Origin of the sequence: Haloferula luteola (genome assembly GCF_014201715.1) — a bacterium.
Lineage (GTDB): Bacteria > Verrucomicrobiota > Verrucomicrobiia > Verrucomicrobiales > Akkermansiaceae > Haloferula > Haloferula luteola.
On the sequence record NZ_JACHFD010000016.1, the window covers coordinates 14,248 to 30,011 of the forward strand.

General features: G+C 58.7%; 9 protein-coding genes. 7 read left to right on the forward strand and 2 right to left on the reverse strand.

Annotated features, from left to right (window positions below):
• Positions 1 to 66 precede the first annotated feature (66 nt).
• Together HNR46_RS14725 and HNR46_RS14730 are read left to right on the forward strand one after the other, a co-directional pair.
• Positions 67 to 2,691 (forward strand): FG-GAP repeat domain-containing protein, encoded by a 2,625-nt coding sequence (locus tag HNR46_RS14725; RefSeq protein ID WP_184020132.1) that lies wholly within the window; start codon positions 67 to 69, stop codon positions 2,689 to 2,691.
• Between the two features lie 104 nt (positions 2,692 to 2,795).
• Positions 2,796 to 4,727, forward strand: coding sequence for a TIM44-like domain-containing protein (locus HNR46_RS14730; RefSeq protein WP_184020134.1), 1,932 nt, complete (start codon positions 2,796 to 2,798; stop codon positions 4,725 to 4,727).
• A 78-nt stretch (positions 4,728 to 4,805) separates the two neighbouring features.
• On the opposite strand, the gene HNR46_RS14735 is transcribed toward HNR46_RS14730, so the two are convergent.
• Positions 4,806 to 5,240 carry a hypothetical protein gene (locus HNR46_RS14735; RefSeq protein WP_184020136.1) on the reverse strand — a complete coding sequence of 145 codons (435 nt, stop codon included), beginning with the start codon at positions 5,238 to 5,240 and terminating at the stop codon, positions 4,806 to 4,808.
• A gap of 280 nt (positions 5,241 to 5,520) precedes the next feature.
• On the opposite strand from HNR46_RS14735, the gene HNR46_RS14740 reads away from it, so the two are divergent.
• The 5 genes from HNR46_RS14740 to HNR46_RS14760 all read left to right on the forward strand — a co-directional run bounded on the left by HNR46_RS14740 (position 5,521) and on the right by HNR46_RS14760 (position 10,679).
• Entirely contained in the window at positions 5,521 to 6,084 is a 564-nt protein-coding gene (locus HNR46_RS14740; RefSeq protein ID WP_184020138.1) for an Hcp family type VI secretion system effector, read from the forward strand.
• A gap of 4 nt (positions 6,085 to 6,088) precedes the next feature.
• Complete coding sequence (locus HNR46_RS14745) at positions 6,089 to 6,931, forward strand: type VI secretion system tube protein Hcp (RefSeq protein WP_184020140.1); 843 nt, start codon at positions 6,089 to 6,091, stop codon at positions 6,929 to 6,931.
• A gap of 8 nt (positions 6,932 to 6,939) precedes the next feature.
• Positions 6,940 to 8,427, forward strand: a complete 1,488-nt coding sequence (locus HNR46_RS14750) for a methyltransferase (protein WP_184020142.1) — start codon at positions 6,940 to 6,942, stop codon at positions 8,425 to 8,427.
• Between the two features lie 152 nt (positions 8,428 to 8,579).
• Entirely contained in the window at positions 8,580 to 9,422 is an 843-nt protein-coding gene (locus HNR46_RS14755; RefSeq protein WP_184020144.1) for a hypothetical protein, read from the forward strand.
• A gap of 231 nt (positions 9,423 to 9,653) precedes the next feature.
• Complete coding sequence (locus HNR46_RS14760) at positions 9,654 to 10,679, forward strand: DUF3500 domain-containing protein (RefSeq protein WP_184020146.1); 1,026 nt, start codon at positions 9,654 to 9,656, stop codon at positions 10,677 to 10,679.
• Here HNR46_RS14760 and HNR46_RS14765 read toward each other — a convergent pair.
• On the reverse strand, positions 10,673 to 15,625 hold the full coding sequence (locus HNR46_RS14765) for a choice-of-anchor Q domain-containing protein (protein WP_184020148.1): 4,953 nt from the start codon (positions 15,623 to 15,625) through the stop codon (positions 10,673 to 10,675). The genes HNR46_RS14760 and HNR46_RS14765 overlap by 7 nt on opposite strands.
• Positions 15,626 to 15,764: the final 139 nt, after the last annotated feature.

A 15,764-nucleotide genomic window follows, 5' to 3' on the forward strand; every position in this document is an offset into this window, starting at 1 on the left:
CATGGTTGATGGGGGATTCACGAATTCGCCCGATTTCAAGGAAGCCTGAAACCCTGCTTGGTTCGCATGTTGACTGCTCATTTGACACCCCTGACGTGTGCTTCGCATCCGTTGTCTTTATGCCTGATTTTATTGTCGGTCGGCTTTGTGCCGCGAGAATTGCGGGCGGCGGATTTCGAGCCGATTTGGGAGATTCCCTATGATGGCACGACAGGGCAAGGAGCTGCCTTAGGGGATGTGGATGGCGATGGGGACGTGGATGCGATTCTGACTGCGGATACCGATGGATCGATTCTGCTGCTCAACAATGGGAACGGCGTGTTGACTCAAGCGGAAGGGGCAGAAGCGTTGCCGAGTGCGGCGGAAGCCGCGTTTGGAGATGTGGATGACGATGGGGACCTTGATGTGTTCTTTGCGCGCTATCTGAACTCCTGCGAGGTTTGGTTGAATGACGGGAATGGCGTCTTTTCAAACAGCGGACAGAGCATCGGCAGCGTCGCGGAATGGAGCGACGTGAAGTTGGTGGATGTCGATGGGGACGAGGATTTGGATGCGGTGGTGCCGACGGACAGTTCGACGAGCGCGAATCGGATTTTCCTGAATGATGGCGACGGGGTCTTCACCGACAGTGGTCAGAGTCTGGGGATGTTGTTCACGCGGCAGGTGGATGCTGGCGACGTGGATGGGGATGAGGATCTGGATTTGGTGTTCGCAAGCAATGGAACGAATGCCGTTTGGCTGAACGATGGAAATGGAGCGTTCACCGAAAGTTCCAATGCCTTTGGGTATGCTGGGACTTTCGGGGTGGAGTTGGGCGATCTGGACGGAGATGAAGATTTGGACATCTGGTTTGCCAATGGCCAGAATGCGGTCCCGTCGGAGGGGGCGGAGGTCTGGCTGAATGATGGTCACGGAGTTTTTACGGACAGTGGCCAGAGGATTGGGACGGAGTATTCCTTCGACGTCGAATTGGTGGATTTGGATGGTGATGGGGACCTTGACGCGGTGGAGGGCACCAATAGCACCCAGCCGAACAAGGTGTGGATCAATGACGGATCCGGCCAGTTCAGCGACAGTGGTCGTGCTCTGGGGTACGGGAGAATTATCAGTTTGGTGAGCGGTTCGCTGAATGGGGACGCCCGGCCGGATTTGCTGTTGAGTGGGAACCTGGATCCTTCTGAGGTGTGGCTGGGCGCAGCGGCGCCGATCTACATCGGGGATAGTGGCCAGAGATTGGGTGGGGGAGCGATCACCAGCGTGGCCTACGCGGATGTGGACGGCGACGGAGATCTCGACGCGGCGATGGGAGCGGTGGGTGGCAATGTGCGGATTCTCTTCAATGATGGAACCGGGGAGCTGACGGAATGGGGGGCGGCGCTACCCAACGGCTTTGGTAACAGCGTCGGATCTCTGGCGTTTGGAGATTTCGACGGCGATGACGATCCGGATCTGGTGGTTGGAACGATTGAGTATTCTGCCTTGGCCGATTGTCAGACCCGGCTTTGGAGAAATGACGGTGCGGGGGGATTCCAGCAGGTGGCGGTCTTGGAGTCGAGCGGGCCCACCGAGGCGCTTGTCACGGCCGATGTCGATGGGGACCTGGATCTCGATATTGTGGCTGCCACCCAAATGTATGGGATTTATAGTGGACAGAATCACGTCTACCTCAATGGCGGGGGAGGGTCCTTTACCCGGATGGATGAATTGGGGAGCAGTTATTGCTTTGATCTGGTGCTGGTGGACGTCGATGACGATGGGGATTTGGATGCAGCCCTGGCGGTCAACAATGCACCGAATGAGGTTTGGTTGAATGACGGATCCGGGGGCTTTGTGACGTCGGGTCAAGCGTTGGGGGCGTCACGGACGACGGCACTGCTTGCGGGTGATGTGGACGACGATGGGGATCCGGATTTGGTGTGTGGAAACCGTGGTGCTGCGAGTGTGATCTACCTCAACGACGGTGATGGAGTTTTCTCGGCCAGCGGCGCCTCGATTGGCAATGGGCAGACTCAGGCTCTGGCATGGGTTGATGCGAATGGGGACGACGCGCCGGACCTTTGGATCGGCAATGGCCTCAATGGCAAGGCCGTCGATTGGATCTATCAGAACGATGGAAGTGGACAGTTTGTTTTGACTCAAAGTCTTCCGGCGCGGTCGACATGGGGTTTGGCGGCGGCCGATTTCACGGGGGATGGAGCGGTGGACGTGTTGCTTGCGAGCCGCGATGGTGAGCATGGGCTGTGGAGTTTGCCGCAGGCGGGAGTGGACGCTGAGTCGTATGCGGGGTTGTTTGGTCTAACCGGGGAGGACCAAGGTGCGGACCGCGATCCGGATGGGGATGGGTTGCCGAATTCATTGGAGATGGCGTTCAATTTGAATCCGGCTGTGGCGGATGCTCATCTGAGATCGGGCACGGTGCATTCGACTCAGGGATTGCCGGTGTTGCGTGTGGAGAAGGTGGGGGAGCGACTGGCCTTGCAGGCAAGAGTCATTCGCCGGAAGAATGCGCCCAATCTCGACTATGCGTTGCTTGCGAGTCCTCGCTTGTCATCGTTTGTTGAGCCGAATGGGGTGGAGGTAACGACGCAGGGAGTCGATGACGACTATGAGTTGGCGACTTACACTTATTGGGTTCCTGAGGGAAGCGAGGCGTATTTTGGGACGGTGTCTGTGGATTACACGGAGCCTTAAGGAAGCAGGATGGGAGGGGGAAGACGGCTTAGGTTCCATCGGGTGAAATTGACGGGAGTGGGGCTGGCCTCCAGGGGCGTCTCGGGTTTTGCTCCGGGCACTGCATGAGAGCGCGTTCGTGGATGGTCCTGATTTTGGCAGCTGGGGTGGGGCTCGGTGAGCTGCAGGCCCGTGCGGGTGGCGGAGGGGGCTTTGGCGGTGGAGGGGGCGGAGGCTTTGGTGGAGGAGGATTCAGCGGAGGGGGCGGTGGCAGTGGCGGCGACGGAGATCTCGGATGGTTGATCTTTTGGTTGCTACGGTTGTGCATCGAAAAGCCCTGGTTTGGGGTGCCTTTGTTGGGGATTGTTGTTTGGCTATTTTATACCTCGGGTTGGAAAGGGGTTCAGAAAGGAGAGGCCTACCGGCAGGGGCAAGTGATCCGCAAGGGTGCGGCGATCCAATCGCATCGGCGTCGTCAGGAGGCCTTGGCGCAGTTGGAACAACGCGATCCTGGCTTTGATGAGGGGGCATTTCTGGAACGGGTGAATCGGGCTTTCTTGAAGATCCAGACCGCTTGGTGTGGGCAGGATTTGGGTGATGTCCAGGCGTTCATTTCCGATGGAGTGGACGAGCGATTCTCACTTCAGATTGCGGAGCAGAAAGAGGATGGATGGCGGGATCACATGGAGAATCTGCAGGTTCGACGGATGCAATTGGTTCAGGTTGAGTCTGATCAGGTTTACGATGAGGTGACGGTGAGAGTGGACGCTTCGGCGAGAGATTTTCGGGTCGATTTGCGCACAGGGAGGCGCTTGTCGGGATCGTCGATGGAGGAGGCATTCTCGGAATACTGGTCGTTCATTCGGCGCCCGAATGCGAAAACCTTGAAGGGTGGAGGGCTGATCGAAGGACGATGCCCCAATTGCGGAAGTCCGCTGGTGCTGAATGAGTCCGCGCAGTGTGAAAGTTGCGAATCGCGGGTGAAGAGTGGTGCCTACGACTGGGTCTTGTCGGAGATTACTCAAGCTTCGGAGTGGCAAATCCGGGATGGAGGGCAAGTTCCGGGTCAGCGGGCGCTGTTGAAAAAGGATCCTGGTTTTTCGGTGCAAGCTTTGGAGGATAAGGCGAGTGTGGTGTTTTGGCGGATGATGGCCGCGTATCGGGCGGGAAAGAGTGGCCCTATCCGGAAGATGGCGTCGGATGACTTCGTGAGCAAACTGGAGAAGACCTTTGCGGTGTCTGATTCGAAAGGGAGGGCCTATCCTGGGGAGGTGGCGGTGGGTGCTGTGGAGACGGTGGGGTTGTATCCGGGGGATGCGTGGGATCGTGCTCTTGTGAAGGTTCGGTGGAGCGGTGCCCGATTTTATCAGAAGCCCTCAGGTCAACGCGTCCGGGACGGTGAAAAGTGGATTCAGACGGAGATTCTGGTCCTGACGAGAAAGGGGGATGTGAGGACTCCTTTGGAGCAGGGTTTGCTCTCGAGCCATTGTCCGAGCTGTGGCGGGAGTGTCTCGAGCAGTGCCGCGGAGGCATGCGAGTATTGCGGTCAAGTGATCCAGGACGGCAGTTGGGACTGGGTGTTGGAATATCGTGGGGGACTCTATGACCCTTGGATTCAATCTTTGGTGGAACAGTCCAAGGTTTTGACTCCCAGCCACCGCGGGGGACTCGCGTTAGCGGCATGGCTGGTGGAAGTGATGCTGGCGGATGGTGAGATCGATGCGAAGGAAATGAAGATTCTTGAGGCCTATGCGAAGCGGGCCGGACTTTCGACGCGTGAGGTGGAATCGTTGATTGAGGCAGGAAAAAGTCGGTCGCTGCAATTGGAAGGACCGAAAGAGCCGGGCGAAGCACGAGAGTGGCTCATGGAAATGGCCGAGATGGCTTTGGCGGATGGGCGGATTTCGGCAGAGGAAACCCAGGCGCTGCAGCTCCTTGGGAAGCGCCTCCAATTCTCCTCGTATGACATTCAGATGTTGATCCGTCAGGCGAGAGCGAAGCTGTATCAGGAAAGCAGAAGTCAAATTCGGGATCGCGCGTCTTCCCGTCGAGGATGACGAGAGAAGAGGGACGGAAGCCAGGCGACCGTCCCTCGTGGTGGGGCTCGCTTGAAGGGACGTCCTTTGAGTCGCGGATCAGGTCGATGGAAACACGACACCCTGACGGCCGTGGCGGGCGCAGCGTCCCCCATGCCATTGGGCAAAGGCCTGCGCTTCCTCAAAAGTGGCGAACCAAGAATTGAGAGAGCTCATGCCTGGCGCGAGGAGGTCGAAATGATCGTCGCCCGCCGTGTGGTGGCATTCGAGAACCTTGCGATAGTCCGTCCAGTGGGAGTGACCCGCTTCCAGGGCGAGCATTTCGAGGAGGTGCTTGCGGCGGACCAGAGTCCGTTGATGGAAAAATTCCGGCAAACTGAGGTGACGGATGACACCGGATTGCAGAAGCCGTCGCAACACGGGAAGGGCTGCCGCGGGGGGGCCGTGGAGAGCCTCTCGGTGGAGCCGTTTGGCGAGTGCGAGAATCGAGCGACGAGGCGATGCCGAAGACTCGGCCGAGGAATCAGATTTCATATGCATACCTTGGAAACCGGCCTGCTCGCTCAAGGCTAGGGTGGGAGGTATGCAAGCACGGGGCCTGCGGTTGGATAGCGGATGCAAAGTGCTTTCGCGAGAGGGCCGTCCGTCGACCCGAACGCGAGGTTGCATGGAATCCGGAGGGGAGAAAAGACCAAATTCCTGGCGCGTGCGATGGGACGATGGGAGGAAGGAGAGCTTCGGGGGCGATCTCAGGTTCTTGACGTGCTCGACGGGTCCCGCTAGTTTTCAGGTTTCACCCAACCTGACCTCTACGATGAAACGGCCCTCGTCCCTCTCTGGCTCGCTTGCTCTGGTCGCGCCAACGGTGCTTCTCATGGGAAGCTCTTCGCAAGCGGCGATTGATGCCTACATGAAGATCGATGGCGTGGAGGGAGAGGCGACGGACTCAGAGCACCAGAAGTGGGTGGAGCTGAGCAGCGTCTCTTTTGCGGTGGCCCGGCCGGTGACTTTCACGAGCACGGGACTGACTTCGGATGGGAGACCTTCTCAGAGTAGTTTGGTGATTTCGAAGGTCGTCGATAAGGCGTCTCCACCCTTGTTCCTGAAGTGCCTGCAGGGGGATCGCATTGGACAGATTGCGTTCGATTTTGTGCCGGCCAACTTGTCCTCGCGAAAGGCGTATTACCGAATCGTATTGGAGGATGTTTTGATTTCTTCGGTCTCCCAGGGGCAGTCGGAAGATGCCGTGCCCACTGAGGAGGTCAGTCTGAATTACGCGAAGATTGAGGTGACTTACTACGCCATCGATCTCAAGACAGGCGAGGTTTCTGCGTCTCCGACGTCGGAAGCGACCTTCGACTTCACCGCTGTGAAATAAGATCGTGAGCCGGATCGGCGTCATTGCCCCGTTGATTGGGTGGATGGTTTCCGCGGGATTCGCGGAGGCTCAGTATTTGCAGTTGGCGGAGGATCTTCCTGGGGAAGCCACGGATGTGGGGCACGAGGATTGGATCGAGATCACGGGATATGTTTTGAAAGGGCCGGATGGCGGAGGAAAAGAGACTTCCTTTTCCCTTCAAAAGGCGATCGATCGCAGCTCTCCCTTGCTGCTCGAGGCTTGCTTGACGGGTCGGCGATTTGATGGCGCTGTGCTGGAGTGGATGCTTCCCGACGATGAGAAGAGTGTTTTCTGTCGCTTGGAGATGGATGGCGTTTTTGTTACGGCGGTGAGACCTTCCGCGATGGGCGACGATGCCTTTTCGGAAGAAGTGGCGTTTGCGGTGACCCGTCTCACTTATCGATATCGGGCCGATTCGAAGGATGAAGTGGAGGTCTCTCTGGATGGGATTTCTCAAGATGGAGACGACGACGGGATGGCGGATGCCTGGGAATTGGAATACGGTTTGGACCTGGAGAGTGATGATGGCGCTCTGGATCTCGACCATGATGGCCAATCCAATTTGAGTGAATTTTTGGCCGGCACCGACCCCACATCCGGGAGTTCCTTTTTCAAGGTGGAGATTGAGATCGATCCGGAAGCGCCGGAGCAGTGGCGGCTGCGCTGGAACAGCCAGGAGGGAGTGAGCTATCGCATTTTGTGGTCGCCCGATTTGCTGACTCCGTTTGTGGAGTTGCAACAAGTTGTTGGCGAGGCGGAGTCGACTCAAAAGGAAGTGATGCGTCAGGCGAGCCTTGGATTTTTCAAGGTGGAGCGGCTGCCATGAGAGGCGAGATGGACGAGCGAGTCTTCGGCGATCTGGATGGGTGGGACCCGCGGCCCTTGCGGCAGTCTCTGGCGAAGGCTGGTTTCATGGCGTCGCATCTCGAAGCATTGGGGTTTGGCTCGGTGGCATCGATTCAGAGCGACGCTGGACTGGTGGAGCACGAGTTTGAGGACGGGGACCCCCTCGGCACGGCGATCCGTTTGTTTCTGCTGGCTCAGGAGGTGGAGGTGGACCCAGCCTTGCGTTTGTTGGGTGTGGAGCTGAGTTCGTTATGTGAACTGGGCTTGTTGGAAGCGAAGGGCGGGAAAGTTGCGGCGCGGTTTCAGTTGTCCCCTCAAGCGGAGGGGTGGGTGGTGAGCGATTTTCTTTCGCGTCAGCACCATGGGGAGGGCGACTATGTGATGGGTGTAGGCCCTTCAAGTCGGCTGCTGGCAGCCTTGATTTCGGGCAGAGGCCGAGGGCGCTTTCTTGAATTGGGATGTGGCGTTGGTTGGCTTTCGGGGAGGTTTTGCCATGAGGGATGGCAGGTTACCGCGAGTGATCTCAATGCCCGTGCTTTGGACCTCGCGAAGTTCAATGCCAGGCTGGCAGGCGTCGATGGCATCGAATGGGTGAAGAGCGATCTTTTCGCCGGTTTGAAGGGGCGGAAGTATGACCGCATTGCCGCCAATTTGCCCTATGTGCAATCGCCGGGCGGTAGCCTGATGTTCCGAGAGGCGCCTGAGGGAGAGGAAGGGATCTGTCTGCGGGCGCTGCGGTCCTTGAACGATCATTTGGAAACCGGGGGGCTGGCTGTGGCTTTGATCCACTGGTGTCACTCGAACGATGACGATTGGCGGGAGAGGCCTCTTCAAGTGATCCCAGAGGACGGAGTGAGGCGATGGCTGTTCCAAAGCGACTGTGCCGGACCTGGCGAGTATGCAAGGCGGTGGCTGCGCGGGGATCCTCGGTTTCGCGGTGCGGCATTGGGTGTGGAGTTTGAGCGCTGGATGAAATTCTATCGGGAGCGCGGCATTCATCGCATCAGCAGTGGATTCGTCGTGCTCCAAGCGTGCGAGCAGGGAGAAGAATGGAGCGAGACGGATTCAAGAGCCGCCGGGGGGATTCAGATGGGCGCAGGTGAGGAGTTGAGGCGAATCTTCGACAATCGAAGTTGGCTACGTCAGGTATCGGAGAACCTGCTCGATTTGGCATTTCGTCCAGCGGCAGGAATCCATGCTGAAATGCAGATGCAGCTGCAGGGAGCGCATTGGCAACGCAGGACGATCCGCCTCACCAGCCCGGGGAAGCTGGCGTATGATGGTCAAATCGATGAAAATTTGATGCGTCTGCTGGAGCTTTTTGGTCAGGGGCGAACGGGTGGAGAGATGGTGGCTGAGCTCCGGCAGAGAGCTGATTTTGCCCGTCAACCGGGGCTTGAAGAGGAAGTTTCGGAGTTGGTTCGCCAGTTGTTGAGGTATGGTTTGTTGGAGGTGCCCACCGAGAAAAGTCGGTGAAGTACTACGAAGACTAGGTTCCCACTTGCCGGATTTGAATGGGGGTGTCTAGAAGACGCATGCGCACTGGGGAAAGGGCCATTTCCGGGTATCCCCACCTGGGAATGGGCGAGTTCTCCATTCTCGCAGTGCCGATCAAATCCACCCCAAACATGAAGTCCCCAGTCCCCTATATTGTCGGTATCTCGCTCAGCCTTATGTCGCTATCGGCGATGGCTCAAGAGGAGCCTCCTGCGGCCTATCAAGAAGTCTCCCGAGGCGAAGCCGGTGGGTGGACGATCACCACTTTCTCGCAGGATGGGAAGACCGTCCACGCGATGATGGAGCGAAGCAACGATGATGGAACGCTTTTCCGATATTTCCTTGGAGACAAGGTTTCGACGTTCATGTTCTTCGACAACAAGGTTTTTCCTGCATTCCCCGAAAATGCTTCGAGTGCGCTGGCCAGCTACTCCTTCTCAGGTGTCGGAGGCGGCGACACGCCTGCCTTGCCTGCGGCGGCGAGTCTGCATGACGGCCTCACCAATGGCCAGGATGCGATGGTTCGGATCGACGTGGATGAGAACACAGATTTCCTTGCCACCTTGGTGGAAGCCAAGGCTTTGCATGTGACGATCCGTGACTACAGCCGCACCTTTGATTTGAAGGGCTCCAAGCAAGCAGCCGATGCCCTGCTGAAGTGGGTAGGCGGCGATGCCGTTGAGGGGGAAATCATTGCGCTGACGGCGGACAGTCCTTCGGTGGTGTGGGATTTGCACCTCAACGGCGGGGAATCCAAGGTCTATCAGATTCAGGGAAAGAAGGGTCAGAAGATGAAGCTGAGCTTCATTGAGGACACGCGCGACGGCATGATCGATGTCGGCAAGGCTTCGGTAGAAGAGGGCTTGGACAAGGCCATGACGTTGACGTTCGATCGCGACGACCTGCAGCGGGTGGATGTGACGAATCCCTCCACCGAAGCGATGGATTTCCGCATCTATTTGTCTGTCGAGTAGGGTGATTTATTCGCCGACCCCTCTTGCCTCAGCATGGCCGGGGTCGGCGTTTTTGTGGGGCAGAGGGGGGTTTTCGAGGAGCCGAAGGCGCTTTGTGATCTCGAGCTGAGTCAGGGGATGGTTTGGAGGCATTCTTGTAGGATGTTTCAGCAAGTGCGGGAGATGGGAGTGAGGAGATTTTGTCGAGGATTGTGAGATCTTCGCGCTCCGGGGCGTATGGCGGAGATTGCCATGAAAATGCCCACCTTTCTGTTTTCACTTCTTTGGTCGCTGCCATTGGCAGCCGCGGAGGCACCTGCGACCGCTGGGATGCAGTCAGCCGCCGAGGCCTTGATGAAGTTATTGACGGAGGCTCAGCGGAAGGATGCGGTATTTCCCTTCCAAAGTGATGCACGTGAAGACTTCCGGTACACGCCACGGGAGCGAAGCGGATTGCCATTGGATCGGATGGAGCCTGAGCAGCGGGAAGCCGCGATGGCTCTGCTGGATACGGCATTGAGTGAAGAAGGGAGACTGAAGGCCGATCAAGTGAGGGTTCTTGAAGGGGTGCTCCGTGATTTGGAGGGTCGACCCGAATACCGCGATCCCGGGAAATACTACCTTTCTCTGTTTGGAGACCCCGGAGCTGCGAGCGGATGGGGGTGGAAGTTTGAGGGGCATCACCTTTCGTTAAACTACACCATCGTCGGGGGAGAAACCCTCGTGGTGACGCCTTCGTTCATCGGTTCGAACCCCGGGGAGGTCCGTCTGGGTGAGCATCAGGGATTGAAGGTCCTGCGAGCGGAGGAGGAGCGGGCGAAGGCTTTGGTCACTCTGTTGCTGAAGGAAGGTCGGGATGAAGTGGTTTTCAGCACGGAAGCCCCTGCGGAGATTCTCACCGGCGAGCAGCGCAAGGCGGACGCCACGAAGCTCGTGGGTATTGCCGTTGAGGACATGAGCCCGGCAGCAAAGGAGGCGTTGATCGCGTTGATTCAGGTTTATACCGGACGTCACCGAGCAATCTGGGCAGAGGCGGATTGGAAGAAGATCGAGGCGGCGGGTGTCGAGAAGATCCACTTTGGATGGGCGGGTGGAACTGAAGACGGGAAGCCCTGGTATTATCGGGTGCAGGGACCGACGTTCATCATGGAAGCGGCGAACACCCAGAATGATGCCAACCATGTGCACACGGTCTGGCGAAGCTTTGATGGGGATTTTGGGCGCGACATGCTGCGCGATCATTATCGGCAGCATGAGGTCGACCACGGAAATCATTGAGATCCCCGTGGCCCATTGGCGAGGATGATCCGATAAAAGCGGCGAGAGGGCAGGGGCCCGAAATCGGAGAACTGGAGAGTCTGTCCGGGAAGGCTCAACCGGGCTTCGCCCACCCGACTCCAAGAGCTTGGAGCGAGGTCGTCGCTGCTTTCCAGTTGATAGAATTGAAAGGGCGCAGCCGCAACGGAGAGCGTGGCGGATTGCGAGTTGCGGGTCAGGCTGGACGTGGGATTCGGAGGGGGCTGGGCACCCGGTGAGACGAGGAGGCTTGCCGTGTATTCCCGGACTCCATCCGTGAATACAAAAGTGAGGGTTTCCCCGGTCGACTGGCCTGGTGCCGGCTGGTAGATAAGATAGCCATCAACGAGAAAAATCGTACTTCTTGAATCGGAAGGATCGGACACAGAGACCAAGGAAAGTGGGCTGCCTGATCCACCCGTGACGCCTGCGAAAAGGGCCTCAAGGGAGATGCCGGTTGCGAACCCGGCTGCGAAGTCCATTTCGGGGGAAGGAGAAACAAGGTCGGGAAAGTACTCGGTGGCACCGATATCCGGCTGGGATCCGTGAATGCGGGGATAACCTCGCTGATCGAGGATCAGTGGGCTGCTCGCCCAGAGGTCCCCTGCATCGATCGCAGGGCTATCGGCCAAGAGGATGCGACTTGGGGTGGGGCCCCCGTGCATGCCCACCGGGCCCAGTCGTGCATCGGTAAGAGTGAGATCGGTGGTGAAGATACGGTAGAGCGAGGAATCGTCGCAAAGGTTGAAGCCAGAGGAAATGAGATCGGTGGTGTCGCTGTATTCGAGATTGGCGCCACCTACCGGGAGGGCAACGATCGAACGACTGAGGGTCACCGTTCCAAGATAGGTGAGGAGGTTCGCGCCAGTGGTGGCGGAGTTTTGCGTGAGGGTCACGTGGGTGAGGTTCACGGTTCCACTGTCATTTTGAATGCCGCCCCCCCATTGGGTTCCGAAGCTCTGAATGCTGTTGCCGTCGATGAGGGTGTTTTCGATCTTCAAATAGCCGTCATGATTGCTGATGCCGCCCCCTGCGAAGGCTGAGACATTGTTGAGGATGGCCGATTGGGTGATTGTGAGATGGCCCTGATTGAAGATACCGCCGCCATAGCTCAGCGCGAGCCCGTTGGAGCGGTTGGCATTGCCTGCGATGGTGCATTGATCGACCCGCAGGGTGCCAGCGTTGGCGATGCCTCCGCCGTTGGCACGGGGATTTCCGTTGGAAAGGGTGAGGCCACGGAGGTGAACGTTTGCAGTGGTGCCCACGTCAAGGATACGGAAACCGGAGCTGCTGTCGCGAGTGATCTCCAGTTGGTCGGCGCCGGGTCCGACGATGTCCACCTTTCCGGTGAGAGACGGCAGCGCGGAGGTGATGGGAAGAGTGCCATCGAGGTCGAAATCGATGATGCTGAGGCCCGGTTGGGCGTTGGCGGCGGTGATGGCTTCGCGCAAGCTCCATCCATTTCCATCGCTGGGATGGGCATCATTTTCATCGTTGGCGGTGGTGACGGTGAGATACTGAGGGGAAAGTTCGAAGGCGCCGAGATCGCGCCCGCGGCCTTGGTCGCGAGCTTGTCCTCGTTGATCGAATTCCCACGCGGTTCCTTGTGTTGCGGAGTCGACGGCCGGGCTTTCGGGTAGAAGAGCATGAGTGGGCGCAGGGCCGCCGAGATCGGCGATCACCGGGTCGAGAAGGTCACTCAGGCTGGAAGAGGTCGACTCAAAGCTAAGCAGCGTTGCGGAGGTCTCCTGTCCACAATCGGAGGCGTCTCCAAGGAAGTTGGTGCCAAAGAACTGGATAGGGTTGGTTCCGGCTTTGAGGTCGTGGACGATGTCGTCAACGGGCACGATGACGCCGCCTACTTCCTGCTGGGTAGACGAAGCCGTATTGCCAGCGATGATGCTGTTGCGGAGGGTGATTTGTGTTGCCTGTGAGGTCGAAACCCCTCCTTCCGTGGCTTCAAGGTGGAGATAGAAGGGGAACAGGGTGCCGTCGGGATGGAGCGTGCCGCGGTGGGCGGAGTTTCCGGTGATGGTGGTTTGGTCGAGGTGGAGTTTCTGGGAAGCCACAACACCGCCTCCAAAGACCCAGGAGGTGAAGACGATTCCTCCATGGGCCGAGTTGCCGGAAATGGTCGATTGGATGAGCTCTAGCTCCTGAGCAAAGATGCCTCCCCCGGCGATGGATTCGCTGCCGCTTTCTTCCGAGTGGGCATGGACAGCATTGTCGCGAACGGTGCTGTCGACGAGACGGAGGACGTCGGCTTCAATCGCTCCGCCATAGACATGGCCGCCGCTCATCAAACCAGCGGTGGCGGAATTATTGGCGAAATCGGAGCGCTCGATGATGACCGAATCGCGATGGGTGAAGCAACAGGCACCACTGCCTGCGTAGGCACCACCATCGGTCTTGAGGTGAATGGATCCGTCTCCTCCTTGAGCGATGTTTTCAGAGAAGACGGAGTCGGTGATATGAGCCGGCCCAGTCGCGACTAATGCACCGCCCCATGCTGAGCGGCCGAGGGTGGTGGAGTTGGTCGAGCCGGTGCCGCCTCTCGCGGCATTGTTCGTGAATCGGCAATGAGACAATTGGAGGGATCCATCGTAGATGGCGAGAGCTCCGCCATGGGCATCCCCACCTACGGAGGTGAGGGATGAGCCTCCCCAGGCGCGGTTCCCAGAGAATTCGCAGTTTTCGGCGTAGAACGAACCACCCCGGCACGCGATGGCTCCTCCGTGAACATCCCCTCCGTATTTCCGCACGGCGGCATCGCTCACGCCGATGGAGAGATGGTCTGCGATGCGGCAATTGAAGAGGGCGAGGGCTTCCGCGGTACTGTCGATGGCGGCGCCAGACGAGAGATCACGAGTGGTGGCTGCCGAGAGTCCCTGGACGATGGCAAGATCATGAAGGGAAACCTGGGTGGCGGAGCCGGAAATTTTCAACACCCGGTGCTCGCCCGGATGAGGGGTTAGGTCGCCATTGGAATTTCCTGTGAGGAGCGTGCGATCGGCTCCCTCGCCTTGAAGCGTCACGCTGCGACAGATGGTCATTTCCGCCCCTTCATCGTAGGTGCCCTCCGCGAGGAGGATGGTGCCTCCGAGGGCGACAGAATCGATCGCGTCCTGGAGCGATGAGAAGGCGTTGGTGCCGAAAACGAGATGAGGGACCGTGGCCGTGGCTGAAGCCCAGACGACGGAGGAGCCTGGAGCCGGGTGGGGGGGGAGAAAGTCGCTGGCAGGAGCGACATAGACGGTGGTCGGCGAAAAGGTGAAGACTGGAGCGCCAGCACCCGTGGCCGAAAAGGATTGCCCGAGTGAGTTGATGACGATGCCGGCAGGAATCTCCAATCGGAAGGTGGTGCCGGGATCGATCTGAGGGAAAAAGGTCCATACCGGGCCATCTTGTCGGATCTGGCTGGCGGGGATGGTGTCGAGCAGGGCTCCAGAGTGGACATCATGAATCCTTAGGGAGCCGCTGCCAGGTGAGATATCCTGATTGAAGGCGATGGAGAGGGAGCCGTTGGCGGCTGTGCCAAGAGAGGGGGGCAGCTGATGGGGATAAGCGAATTCGATGACGGGGGCGCCGGATTCGATGGCTCCGAGGTCGATCGCGCTTTCGAGGGAGCGTGGGTATCCAGAGCCTCGTTGGTCCGTGCTGATCAGGGATGGTGGTACGACAGTGTTCGTACCGGCATTGCGGGCGCGACTATGGGACGCGAGGGCAACGGTGAGTGTGGGGCCGCCGTGATTGGCGAGGAGGGGTTGTCCTTCCCCGTCGGTTTCGAGCAGATCGGCAAGGGATTCTCCCGGCTCAAAGGTGAGGAGTCCCGGAATTTCAGGGGTGAGACCACTGCCTTCCAGATCGCCTATGAAGTTGGTGCCTTGGAAGATGAGGGCTTCTTCCTGGGCGAGGTCGGGGCTTTCCGTGGCGGCGGAGTTTCCCGCGACAATGGAGTTTCGCAGGGTGAGAGAGGGAGCGGTATGATAGACTTGGGTTTTTGATTGATACGGAGCTGCCTGGCGTGGCGAGGCGATGCCGCCCCCATAGAGGCTGCCCAGAACGATGGTGGAGGTGACTGAGTTGCCGGTGATGGTGGACTCTAGGACTTCGACGGGACCGTAACCGGTGTAGATGCCGGCACCCAGGGATTGGGCTCGGTTGCCGTGAACCGTCGAGCGGCTGATGCAGAGGGCTCCCGACTCATTGTAGATGCCACCTCCGCGAACGCCGGAGTTGCCATGGAGGGTCGAGCGGTCGACGGTGAGGGAGCCTCCGAGATCGAGGTAAATCCCACCGCCGTAGTCGCCATGAGCAAGGTTGTCGGAGATGCTGGAAGCGATGACGGTAAGGTGCCCGCGGCGAATGTGAAGACCGCCGCCTCCATGCGTGGTGACATTGTTACGGATGACGCAGTGGTGGAGGACCAGTTCGGCGTCATCGAGGAGGATACCACCACCGCCCGCTCCGCTGGATTGATTGCTGGCGGGATCCGTGCCGTGGTGGAGGGTGAGACCGTGGAGTTCAATGTGATGGGTTTTTCCCTGGATTCGCAGCAGTCGGTGTTCTCCGCTTTGCCAGATGGAGTCTCCGTTGCTGCTTCCGGTGAGGAGGGTTTCTGAAGCACCGGATCCGATGACGGACAGGCTTTTCTCGATGAGGATCTCCGCCCCTTCGGCGTATTCACCGGCTGCAAGGTAAACGAGGCCACCTGGATCGGTGGCATCTACGGCATGTTGGATCGAAGTGAATGCCTGAGTGCCCAGGCTCAATCCGGACACTTCATTCGGTTGACCCTGATTCCACACAACGGCAGAGGGCGAGGAGGGATCGGGGGTGAACGTCTTGGCGACGTAGGTGACCGGAACGGCATGCAGGGTGGCCGTGATGAGGAAGGGGACGAGCAGCTGGGCAGTGGGTGCGGGCATGTTGGGGCAATCGGGTGCACACCGTCCATTTCGAATGACTCTGAGGGATGCGGTGAAAGAGGCATCGAGTCGGAGGCCGATGGTGTCGGTGGGCAGCGATTAGATGTCGGGCAGAGCCGGGGACAATCGGGTGCCGATG